This is a genomic window from Pectobacterium carotovorum, assembly GCA_016415585.1.
Taxonomy (GTDB): domain Bacteria; phylum Pseudomonadota; class Gammaproteobacteria; order Enterobacterales; family Enterobacteriaceae; genus Pectobacterium; species Pectobacterium carotovorum_K.
Map to the genome: position 1 here is coordinate 4,601,927 of CP066552.1, position 12,048 is coordinate 4,613,974.

The following is a 12,048-nucleotide window of genomic DNA, read 5'->3' on the forward strand; positions in this document are numbered from 1 at the left end:
TTAGAGCAGATCTACCCTAAATCATTCGAGCGTCGGAACGCCAACGCGCAGGCAGCTTGGAGGATGACAGGGGGAATCGTTATCGGGCCGGTTTACCGGCCTGTTTCGTAGAAGGGTTAAGAAGAGATGGCCATTGAAGGGTTGTTAGCGCACCGCATCGCTCAGTTAAAAAGTTCTGCCATCCGTGAACTGCTGAAACACAGCAAGATGGAAAACATTATCTCGCTGGCTGGTGGGATTCCGTCAGATGCACTATTTGATTTCGAAGGGCTAAGTCAGGCCACGCAGTTAGCGATTACCGAACAGCCTAAAACGGCATTTCAGTATGGTTTAACCGAAGGAAGCGGCGTGCTGCGCGATCGCATTGCCGAACTGTGTGCCGTACGCGGCGTAAAAACGCGCGGTGACGATATTGTCGTGACCGCCGGTTCACAGCAGGCGCTGGACCTGATCATGCGTGCGATGGTCGATCCGGGCGACGTGTTTGTCGTTGAACGCCCGACTTATCTGGCGGCGCTGCAAACGCTGGAACTGGCGCAGGCGCAGGTGATGTCGGTGTCATCCGATGCTGACGGCATGGTCGTTGATGAGCTGGAAGAGCTGTTGAAGAAACAGCGTATCAAAGGCGTTTATATCGTTCCGAACTTCGGTAACCCGAGCGGTGTGACGCTGAGCTATGAACGTCGCCTGAAATTGATTCAACTGGCAGAGCGCTACGGTTTTGTCATTATCGAAGACGATCCCTATGGCGAGCTACGCTTCACCGAGGAGCGCAACCCGACGCTGTTCCAACTGGCGCAGGAGCAACTGGGGAGCACGGAATACGTGCTGTATACCTCTACGTTCTCGAAGGTGCTGGCACCGGGGTTACGTCTCGGCTGGGCGATTTTGCCGGATTGGCTGTTGCACAAAGTCGCGATTATCAAACAGGCCGCTGACCTGCATGCCAGCGCGTTGTCGCAGACCGTCGCAGAATGCTATCTGGGGCTGGGCCGTCTGGATACGCAGATCGAGAAAATTCGCCACGCCTATAAGCACAAAGGCGAACTGCTGGCACAGCTGGTCGAGAAGGAACTGGGTGATGTGATCACTTTTAACCAACCGAAAGGCGGGATGTTCCTGTGGGCGAAGTTCCGTCAGGACGATTTCAACACGACGGAATGGCTGAAGAAGACGCTGGAGCAGGGCGTTGTGTTCGTGCCGGGCGAGTTTTTCTTCCCAGACAGTATCGATTACTCAACGCTGCGTCTGTCCTTTGCGACAGCAACGGATGAACAAATGCATGAAGCGGTGGCTCGCCTGCGTCGGGCGCTGTAATCACTGATAGTGGCCCACTCAGGTAGGCTCTTTCATCACCCTGCCACCAGCACCTCAACCCCCATTTTACCTAGCGCGTCTTTGGCGGCGGCGGGTAGGCCGTCGTCAGTGATGATGCTGTCAAATACGTTGAGGGGCGTGGCGAGATGGGTGGCGATGCGGCCGTATTTTGAGGTGTCGCACAGTAGGACGCACTTGCTGCTGGCGTCGACCGCCGCGCGTTTCACCACGACTTTGTCTTCATTCGGCGTGGACAGCCCGCGCAGGCTCCACGAAGAGGCGGAGATAAAGGCGATGTCGATGAACAGATTGCGCAGCGCCTGAGCGACAGCTTCACCAATGCAGGATCGGTTCTCCCGACACAGCGTGCCGCCCGTATGGATCATGCGGCACTGGCTGGACTCAATCAGAAAGGCAGCGATAACAAAATCGTTAGTGACAATCAGCAGATCGTCGCGCTCGGCCAGTTCACGCGCCAGCGATAGCGTCGTGGTGCCCGCATCCAGATAAATGCAGCTATTGAACGGGATATGCTGCGCCGCCAGCTTGCCAATCGCCTCTTTCTGCTGGCTGAACATCACCGATTTATCCTGATGCGACGGCTCAATCGCCAGCCGTTCAGGCGAACGCACGCCACCGGAAACGCTCAGCAGCAGGCCATCCTGCTCCAGCTTTTGCACATCACGCCGTACCGTCATATGCGACACGCCCAACCGCTCGGTCAGTTCGTTAATGCTTACCGCGCCGCGCTCGGCGATGAGCGCCAGAATCTGTTGATGACGTTCTACTGGAATCACGCTGTCCGTTCCCTGTTTGATTGTGCTGGTCTGATGAATGCGGGGGTTGATAAATATTGTGAGAAATACCCCGTTTGATGACGATAATTATCATAAATTCACGTTATAAACCACGCCAGACATAACAACCTTTCTCATCACTCAATGCCAAAAAATAAATAATCTACTGATATATAAAGATAATAATGAAAATCATCTTCCCAACGGGGTTCAGCTACACTGAATCATCACGACATCAATGTTAATTTATGTGATAAAAATCACCACAATTTGTTCTGATAGTCCTTATATTTAACATCAGAGAACAAAAAATCACTAATTTTAACAAGGCAACCACGATGAAAAAGACTTCTGATTATGCTGTCGCCGTTATCGGTCTGGGTTCCATGGGCTTTGGCGCTGCGGCGTCCTGCATCAACGCCGGCCTGACGACATACGGTGTCGATATCAATCCGCAGGCGCTGGAACGCTTACGTCAGGCGGGTGCGGCGCAGACCGACACGCGTATTGATGCCTTCGCTGACAAGCTGGATGCCGTCGTGCTGCTGGTGGTGAATGCCGCACAGGTGAATGGGATTCTGTTCGGTGAGCCGCAGGTCGCAGCGAAACTCAAGCCCGGCACCGTAGTCATGGTGTCTTCCACGATCTCCGCGCAGGATGCCAAAAATATCGAGCAGCGTCTGGCTGAGCATCAGCTCATCATGCTGGATGCACCGGTATCTGGCGGTGCGGTGAAAGCCGCTGCTGGCGACATGACGGTAATGGCATCCGGCTCCGATCTGGCTTTTGAGAAACTGAAACCGGTGCTCGACGCCGTCGCAGGCAAGGTCTACCGCATCGGTGAAGAGATCGGGCTAGGTGCGACCGTTAAAATCATCCACCAGCTGTTGGCCGGCGTACACATCGCCGCTGGTGCAGAAGCGATGGCGTTGGCCGCTCGCGCCGATATCCCGCTGGATATCATGTACGACGTGGTGACCAATGCCGCCGGCAATTCCTGGATGTTTGAGAACCGCATGCGCCATGTAGTGGACGGCGACTACACGCCAAAATCCGCCGTTGATATCTTCGTCAAAGATCTGGGGCTGGTCACCGACACCGCTAAATCGCTCCATTTCCCGCTGCCGCTGGCCTCCACCGCGTTCAACATGTTTACCGCCGCCAGCAACGCCGGATTCGGTAAAGAAGACGACAGCGCGGTCATCAAGATTTTTAACGGCATTACGCTGCCGGAAAAGAAGGAGGCGCCATGATCAAGCTAGGTGTGATTGCCGACGATTTTACCGGTGCCACGGATATCGCCAGCTTTCTGGTGAACAACGGGCTGCCGACCGTGCAGCTCAACGGTGTACCGCCGTCCGATTTTAAGGTTGAGACGCAGGCTGTAGTCATTAGTCTGAAATCGCGCTCCTGTCCGGCAGAACAGGCGGTAGCGGATTCCCTCAAAGCGCTGGCGTGGCTACAACAACAGGGCTGCCAGCAGTTCTACTTTAAGTATTGCTCCACCTTCGACAGCACCGCAAAAGGCAACATCGGCCCGGTGACCGATGCACTGTTGGAACAGCTTGGCGAAACGCAAACCATCATCTCTCCGGCGCTGCCGGTGAACGGCAGAACCGTCTATCAGGGCCACCTGTTCGTGATGGATCAGCTGCTGTCCGAATCTGGAATGCGTCACCACCCCGTAACGCCAATGACGGACAGCAACCTGATGCGCGTCATGGAGCAGCAGGCTGCTGGGCGCTGCGGGCTGGTGCCGTATGCCGTGATGGATCAGGGGGCAGAGGCCGTCAAACAGCGTCTGGCGCAGTTGAAAGAACAGGGCGTTCGCTATGTGGTGCTGGATACGCTAAACGAACAGCACCTGCTGACGCAGGGCGAGGCACTGCGCGACATGAAGCTGGTCACCGGTGGCTCCGGCCTGGCGATTGGGCTGGCGCGCCAGTGGGCAGAATCTGCGGCACAAACCGGTTCCGCAACCGACGCAGGCAAGCCGCAGTCCGGCGCAGGCGTTGTGCTGTCCGGTTCCTGTTCGGTGATGACCAACAAGCAGGTCGCCCACTACCTGAAACAGGCGGCGAGTCGCGCGATTGACGTCGCACGCTGCTTAGAGAGCAATGACGCTCAGCCAGCCTACGTTCAGGAACTGGCCGACTGGGTGAAGGCACACCGTGACGACACACTCGCACCGCTGCTGTACGCCACCTCATCACCCGATGAACTGGCGCAAATTCAGCAGCGCTGGGGCGCGGAAGCCAGCAGCCAGGCGGTGGAGAAATTGTTTGCCGCCGTTGCCCGCCAGCTTCAGCAAGACGGTTTCCAGCGCTTCATTATCGCGGGCGGTGAAACCTCCAGCATCGTGGTACAGACGCTGGGCATCCGCGCGTTCCATATCGGGCCGTCTATTTCTCCCGGCGTGCCGTGGGTGCGATCCACCAATCATCCACTCTCGCTGGCGTTGAAATCCGGCAATTTCGGTGATGAAGACTTTTTTGCCCGCGCCCAAAAGGAGTTTGCCGCATGAGTGAAAAACACCACAGCGCCGACGCTGCGCTAAACAGCGAGCAACACGCACGCGCGGAAATGGTCAAACTAGGCGCGTCCTTTTTCCAGCGCGGCTACGCCACCGGTTCGGCAGGCAACCTGTCTCTGCTACTGGATGACGGCACGCTGCTGGCAACGCCGACCGGCTCCTGCCTCGGCGAACTGGATGCCGAGCGGCTGTCCAAAGTCAGCCTGAGCGGCGAATGGATCTCCGGGGATAAGCCGTCGAAAGAGGTCAGCTTTCACCTATCGATTTACCGTAACGACCCAGACTGTAAGGCGATCGTTCACCTGCACAGTACCTACCTGACGGCGCTCTCGTGTCTGGAAGGGTTGGACACGCAGGATGCCATCAAGCCGTTCACGCCCTATGTGGTGATGCGCGTCGGTAAAGTACCCGTCGTCCCTTATTACCGCCCCGGCGATGCGCGACTCGGTGAAGATCTGGCGAAGCTGGCTTCGCGTTACAAGGCGTTCTTATTGGCTAACCACGGCCCCGTCGTCACTGGCAAAGATCTACGTGCAGCGGCGGACAACATGGAAGAGCTGGAAGAAACCGCCAAGCTGATTTTTATTCTCGGTGACCGAAAAATTCGCTACCTCACCGCTGACGATATTGCAGAGCTCTCTTGATGAGACATTTTTACCGAGGAGTTAACCATGCCTAAGTTTGCTGCCAATCTTTCTATGCTGTTTACCGACGTACCGTTTCTCGATCGTTTTAAAGCCGCTGCCGATGCGGGTTTCACCTCGGTCGAGTACCTGTTTCCTTATGAATATCCGGCACCGCTGCTGGCGGAAAAGCTGCGGGAAAATGGCCTGAAGCAGGTGTTGTTCAATACCGCGCCCGGCAATATTGCGGTGGGTGAATGGGGCGTTTCTGCCCTGCCCGACCGTGTTGAAGATGCCCGCCGGGATATCGATAACGCTCTGGAATATGCGCTGGCGCTCAACTGTCCTTCGGTGCTGGTGATGGGGGGCGTCGTGCCGCCCGGTGAAGACCGTGCCGCCTATCAGCAAACTTTCATCGATAACCTGCGCTACGCCGCCGATAAGTTTGCACCACACGGCATCAACATCATGATTGAGGCGCTGAGCGCGAAGGTGAAGCCGAATTACTTGTTCGCCAGTCAATATCAGGCGCTGGAATTAGCCAATCTGATCGACAGGCCGAACGTTTATATCCAGCTGGATTTCTTCCACGCACAAATTGTCGATGGCAACCTGACGCAAATTATTCACGATTTGGCTGGCCGCATCGGACATATTCAAATTGCTTCGGTTCCTGCGCGACATGAACCCGATGAAGGGGAAATTAATTATCCGTTCATCTTTGCCGAATTGGATCGCGTGAATTATTCCGGCTGGGTTGGCTGTGAATATAACCCACGCGGCAAAACCGAAGACGGGTTGGGATGGGCTAAATCCTATCTGAAGAAATAAGTTATCGCGGAAGATATTGCTGTTCCCATAAAAGAATAAACACCAGAGACATATTTATAAAATATCGAGAAAAGGTCAGGTCCCCGCATTATTCCGATGCGGGAATCAGGTCACCCTTTTCTTCAAATAAAACAATAACCCACTACCTTTTCAGCCTCTGAATTGAAAAGACGGGATCAATGAGGATAAGAACATGGCCACCTCGCTCTTACTCTGCATCGCTATCGCCGGGGTATTACTCCTGCTGCTGATGGTCATTAAATTTAAAATTCAGCCCTTTGTCGCCCTGCTGGTTGTCAGTTTACTCGTTGCCCTGGCAACCGGTATTCCGACTGGCGAAGTGATGAAAGTGATTACCTCCGGCATGGGCGGTATTCTCGGTTCAGTGGCGATTATTATCGGCCTCGGTGCCATGCTCGGCAGAATGATTGAAGTGTCCGGCGGCGCGGAATCCTTAGCGCACCGCTTTGCCCAGTTAATGGGGCCGGGGTTAATGGTGGCAGCATTAACCATCGCCGCCTTTATTTTAGGTATTCCGGTCTTTTTCGATGTCGGCTTTATTATTCTCGCCCCGATTATTTACGGCTTTGCGAAAGTCGCTAAAGTCTCTCCGATTAAATTCGGTTTACCCGTCGCAGGCGTCATGCTGACGGTACACGTCGCCCTGCCGCCCCACCCCGGCCCGGTTGCCGCCGCAGGCCTGTTGAATGCAGATATCGGCTGGCTGACCATTATTGGCCTGCTGGTGTCGATTCCTGTCGGCATCATCAGCTATTGGGCAGCCAAAGCCATGAATCGCCGTAAGTATGCGCTTTCCGTTGAGGTATTGGAGCAATTACAGCTGGCCAAACCGGAAGACACCACGCCGAACACAGCGCCCGTATCAGCCCCTTCTGCTGGGCTGATCGCCGCGCTCATTGCGATTCCTATCGCCATCATCATGCTCGGCACCGTGTCTGCGACCATTCTGCCCGCAGGACACCCGGTGCGTAACGTGATGTCGCTGGTCGGTTCTCCCGCCGTGGCGCTGCTGATTGCACTGGCACTCGCATTCTGGCTGATTGCCCTGCGTCGCGGCTGGTCGCTGGAAAAAGCCAGCGGTGTGATGGGCGATGCCATGCCTGCTGCCGCGATGGTAATTATGGTGACCGGTGCGGGTGGCGTGTTTGGTAAAGTGTTGGTGGAATCGGGCATCGGTAAAGCGCTGGCGGATACGCTGACCAGCATTCACCTGCCGCTGGTGCCTGCCGCCTTTATTCTGTCGCTGGCGCTGCGAGCCTCGCAAGGTTCAGCCACCGTTGCCATTCTCACCACCTGCGGCCTATTGAGCGAAGCCGTTAGCGGCCTGAACCAGATGCAACTGGTGCTGGTGACGCTCTCTGCCTGCTTTGGCGGACTAGGCCTGTCACACGTCAATGACTCCGGTTTCTGGATCGTCACCAAATATCTGGGGCTGTCCGTCGCCGATGGCCTGCGCACCTGGACGGTGCTAACGACGATACTCGGGTTGGCTGGGTTCCTCTTCACCTGGGCGCTTTGGCTGGTCATGTAAACGTCACTATGTTCACCCTTGTGACGCTTCACTACAGGAAAAACCGCTGATATTCAGCGGTTTTTCTCCTTATGCCAGAAAATACACCCGTTTTACTCTTATATTCCATACCTGACTATCCACACGCTGTCTTTATAATACCTACAGTAAGAAACCGTACGTTCCCTTGCTGCCGCTAAACAAGCCTGCAACCAATACATAATGTCATCAAAAGTACGCTCTATTCCTGACCTATCATAGAAGATGCCTAATTCACAAGGCAGCACCTGCATCACCGATGAAAAATAATAAAGGAAGATTATGAATTTTATAGCAAAAATTAAGCTTGGCACCATGCTAGGTACTGGCTTTGCCTCTGTCATCATCATCGGCCTGATGGTCGCCGTTCTGGGGCGCTTTCATCTGGTCGACCTAGGCGAAGATATTGAATCACTGTCAGAAAAAAATCTGGCCAGTCTTATCCTGATACAGGACGCCAAGAGCGGTTTTGATGCCGTGGCACGCTCGGTGCGTAATATCGGGCTGACCGATGACAGAAACCGCATTCAGGAAGAAAAGCGCCTGATCGATCAGCAAATTGCCCGTAACACCGAAATCCTGACCAAACTGTACGAACATCTGTCTGAAGCGGAAACCCGCGGTTTACTGGAAAGCCTGACACAGGCGCGCCCGGCTTACCGGGATGCCGTGAATAAGGCGGTTGAGCTTGGTCTGTCCGAAAATGCCGAAGAAAGAGCGCGTGCCGTGCAACTCATGGTCAATGAGATGCAGGTTACACAGGCTCCTGTTTTCGCAGCATTGGACAGCATGGCGCAATTCCAGAAAAAACGGACGCAGAATATGGCGACAAACGCCATGCAGGAAGCACGCTCAGACGGTAACACCCTGATTCTCTTCGCCGCGATTGCTGCTCTGGTCGGTATTCTGGTTTCCGTACTGATTACCCGCACCATCAAAGGCTTACTGGGTGGTGAAGTAACTTACGCCGCACAGATCGCTCAGGCCGTTGCACAGGGAAATCTGGCCGTCAACGTCAACCTGCGCCCCGGTGACAACCACAGCGTGCTGGCAGCCATGAACGGTATGCGCAAAAGCCTGAGTGGGATTGTTGAACAGGTGCGTGAGAGCAGTGAATCCATCGCAACTGGCGCCAGCCAGATCGCCGCTGGCAGCACCGACCTCAGCCAGCGCACGGAAGAACAGGCAGCCAATCTGCAACAAACCGCTGCCTCCATGGAAGAAATGAGCCAGACCGTGCGCCAAAACACCGATACGGTGCGTAACGCCGCTCAGTTGTCGCAGGCCGCCAGCAATACCGCCGCTAAAGGCGGCGAAGCCGTCGGCAACATCGTTATCACCATGAAAGAAATTACCGACAGCTCGCACAAAATTGGCGACATCATCAGCGTCATTGATGGCATCGCTTTCCAGACCAACATTTTGGCACTCAACGCAGCGGTGGAAGCCGCTCGGGCTGGCGAACAGGGCCGAGGCTTTGCCGTAGTCGCAGGCGAAGTTCGCTCACTGGCACAACGTTCTGCAACCGCGGCTAAAGAGATCAAAGAACTGATCGGCCACAGCGTAGAGAAAGTCGAGATAGGCTCCAGACTGGTCGGCGATGCGGGAACAACGATTGAAGAACTGGTTCGTCAGGCACGCCACGTTGCCGATCTGATTAACGAAATTGGCGTCACTACGCAGGAACAAGAATCTGGCGTCTCACAGATTCATGATGCCGTTAACCAGCTTGATCAGGTCACACAGCAGAACGCCGCCCTCGTTGAGCAATCCGCTTCTGCCGCCGATAGCCTGAGCGATCAGGCAGCCCGTCTGGTCGAGCTGATGAAAATCTTCATCATTGAAGGCGGATCGTCACAGCGCATTACACCGCCGTTGAAACGACCTGACAGCGCCAAGCTCTCTCTCGCGAATCCTAAAAGCAGCACGGGAAGCGATAGCCAAAACTGGGAACAGTTCTAATTCTACGCGGGGGATGGCTCGCGCATCCCCCACTCCGCTTTCACATCCCTTCACCGCCAATATCATCCCTTCCCTGCGTTTCCTGTTTTTTCCTCATCCGCATGCGGCAATATCGACAATTAAAATCAATGTTTTCGCTGGTCATGCCGATATCCTAGAGTGGACTGCTTGGTTATTCATCAGAAGGATTTAGAAACCGCAGTCGTACATTGCTCTTGTCGTGCAGAAGAAAATCCGCTTAATAACAATAAACAGTGTCAATAAGTCATGAGGATAACATGCAGAATAAAAGAAAAATGAAACTGGGTACTCAGGTCGGTTCGGGTTTTGCCATTGTTATTGTTATCGGCCTATTAGTGGCCATTTTCGGCAGAATGCATCTGGTTGGCCTCGGTAATACCACTGACAGGCTGGCGAAACACCACCTTGCCAACCTCATCGTGCTACAAGAATTGAAAGATAATCTTAACGTCACGATCAAAGCCACGTTACGTATGCTTATCGCAACCGAACAAAAGGTTCTGGAAGACAATCAAAAACTGATTGAAGCCACGAGCGCCAAAAACACCAAGCTCGTCACTCAGTTGGAAGAAAATTTACGGGCAACCGAAGTCCGCAATATTCTCGGTGAACTTCAGCAAAATCGCACTGAATTTGCCACCGTGGGCCGCCAGGCCGTCGCGCTGTCACTCAGCAACAGGCAGGCTGAATCTATCGAGTTGGTTAAAACCCAGCTTGAGCCCATACAAACCCGGCTTTTTAACAACCTGAACACCATGATTCAGTTGCAGAAAGACTACACCACGCAAACAGCAGCCAGTGCAGTTGAAGAGTCCTACGATGATGGCAATTCATTACTGATTCTGGCTGTCATCGCCTCATTGCTCGGCGCCTGCATCGCCTGGCTTATTACCCGCCATATCAAGAAGCAATTGGGCGGCGAACCTGCCTATGCCACACAGGTCACACAAGAAATCGCGCAAGGTAATCTCGCGATACCAGTCGAGCTCGCGTCAGGCGACAATACCAGCTTGCTGTTTGCAATGAATAACATGCGCAAAAGCTTAAGCAGCATTGTTGAGCAAGTGCGTGAGAGCAGCGAATCTATCGCAACCGGTGCCAGCCAGATTGCCGCAGGCAGCACTGATCTCAGCCAGCGCACTGAAGAGCAGGCGGCGAATCTGCAACAAACCGCCGCCTCCACGGAAGAAATGAGCCAGACCGTGCGTCAGAATGCCGATACGGTGCGCAATGCCGCTCAACTGGCGCAAGCTGCCAGCGATACCGCTGCTAAAGGCGGCGAAGCCGTCGGCAACATCGTTATCACCATGAAAGAAATTACTGACAGCTCGCACAAAATTGGCGACATCATTAGCGTCATCGATGGCATCGCTTTCCAGACCAACATTCTGGCGCTTAACGCCGCAGTGGAAGCCGCACGGGCTGGCGAGCAAGGCCGTGGCTTTGCCGTGGTGGCAGGCGAGGTTCGCTCGCTGGCACAGCGTTCTGCAACGGCAGCCAAAGAGATTAAAGAGCTGATCGGCCACAGCGTCGAGAAAGTCGAGGTTGGTTCCAGACTGGTCAGTGATGCGGGGACGACAATCGAAGAACTGGTGCGTCAGGCGCGCAACGTTGCCGACCTGATTAATGAAATTGGCGTCACCACGCAGGAGCAAGAATCCGGCGTCTCGCAGATCCATGATGCTGTTAATCAGCTTGATAAGGTGACGCAGCAGAATGCCGCGCTTGTTGAGCAATCCGCTTCCGCTGCCGATAGCCTGAGCGATCAAGCGGCTCATCTGGTCGAGCTGATGAAAACCTTCACCGTTGAGGGCGGATCGTCACAGCGCATGGCGACACCGTTGAAAAGACCCACCAGCGCCACGCTCTCTCTCGCCAGACCTAAAAGCAGCACGGGAAGCGATAAGCAAAACTGGGAAACCTTTTAACAACCAATCAAAAGAAAGCTAAAACCGCTGATCGCTCAGCGGTTTTTTATCCCTTTATGGCCTGAACCTCTCACATTGCCACTCAGCCCATTCCCGTTATCCATCGAATAAACACACGAGATTTTTTCAGTAGGGAAAAATAATGAATAAAGAGAAAAAACAGCAATGCTGTTTTATATTAAGCGCGATGGAATAAAATCAATAAAAAACGAGGAATAGCAATTTTCGATGAAAAAAACCTCAAATATACGAGGGTAACAACATCATATCGTTCGAAAAAAAAGAATGAATGAGAAATAAACATCTTTTAGCGTTGAATAAATAAACAAAAAATCATAACTACAGCGTTTATACCCTAAATAATTCGAGTTTCAGGAAAGCGGCAAGCGAGGGAGTCCCGATGAACTTACTCAAGTAAGTGATTCGGGCGAGTAAACGCAGCCAACGCACATGCAACTCGAAGTAT

At 53.9% G+C, this 12,048-nt stretch carries 9 protein-coding genes; 8 read left to right on the plus strand and 1 reads right to left on the minus strand.

The window, feature by feature from the left end:
* Positions 1 to 126 precede the first annotated feature (126 nt).
* Positions 127 to 1,317, plus strand: coding sequence for a PLP-dependent aminotransferase family protein (locus tag JFY74_20505; GenBank protein QQG28385.1), 1,191 nt, complete (start codon positions 127 to 129; stop codon positions 1,315 to 1,317).
* A gap of 35 nt (positions 1,318 to 1,352) precedes the next feature.
* Here JFY74_20505 and JFY74_20510 read toward each other — a convergent pair whose 3' ends face one another.
* The gene (locus JFY74_20510; protein ID QQG28386.1) at positions 1,353 to 2,114 is read right to left on the minus strand and encodes a DeoR/GlpR transcriptional regulator; all 762 of its coding nucleotides are present in this window, start codon (positions 2,112 to 2,114) and stop codon (positions 1,353 to 1,355) included.
* Between the two features lie 338 nt (positions 2,115 to 2,452).
* Between JFY74_20510 and JFY74_20515 the strand changes: the two genes are divergently transcribed.
* The 7 genes from JFY74_20515 to JFY74_20545 all read left to right on the plus strand — a co-directional run bounded on the left by JFY74_20515 (position 2,453) and on the right by JFY74_20545 (position 11,582).
* A complete protein-coding gene (locus tag JFY74_20515; GenBank protein QQG28387.1) occupies positions 2,453 to 3,367 on the plus strand; it encodes an NAD(P)-dependent oxidoreductase in 915 nt (304 codons plus the stop codon).
* Positions 3,364 to 4,638: a four-carbon acid sugar kinase family protein gene (locus JFY74_20520; GenBank protein ID QQG28388.1), complete on the plus strand. Its 1,275-nt coding sequence runs from the start codon at positions 3,364 to 3,366 to the stop codon at positions 4,636 to 4,638. The genes JFY74_20515 and JFY74_20520 overlap by 4 nt, the downstream gene beginning before the upstream one ends.
* A complete protein-coding gene (locus tag JFY74_20525) occupies positions 4,635 to 5,291 on the plus strand; it encodes an aldolase (GenBank protein ID QQG28389.1) in 657 nt (218 codons plus the stop codon). Before JFY74_20520 ends, JFY74_20525 begins: the two co-directional genes overlap by 4 nt.
* A gap of 27 nt (positions 5,292 to 5,318) precedes the next feature.
* Positions 5,319 to 6,101, plus strand: a complete 783-nt coding sequence (locus JFY74_20530; protein ID QQG28390.1) for a hydroxypyruvate isomerase family protein — start codon at positions 5,319 to 5,321, stop codon at positions 6,099 to 6,101.
* A gap of 193 nt (positions 6,102 to 6,294) precedes the next feature.
* A complete protein-coding gene (locus JFY74_20535; protein ID QQG28391.1) occupies positions 6,295 to 7,653 on the plus strand; it encodes a GntP family transporter in 1,359 nt (452 codons plus the stop codon).
* A gap of 300 nt (positions 7,654 to 7,953) precedes the next feature.
* The gene (locus tag JFY74_20540; protein QQG28392.1) at positions 7,954 to 9,633 is read left to right on the plus strand and encodes an MCP four helix bundle domain-containing protein; all 1,680 of its coding nucleotides are present in this window, start codon (positions 7,954 to 7,956) and stop codon (positions 9,631 to 9,633) included.
* A 278-nt stretch (positions 9,634 to 9,911) separates the two neighbouring features.
* Positions 9,912 to 11,582 carry an MCP four helix bundle domain-containing protein gene (locus JFY74_20545; protein ID QQG28393.1) on the plus strand — a complete coding sequence of 557 codons (1,671 nt, stop codon included), beginning with the start codon at positions 9,912 to 9,914 and terminating at the stop codon, positions 11,580 to 11,582.
* Positions 11,583 to 12,048: the final 466 nt, after the last annotated feature.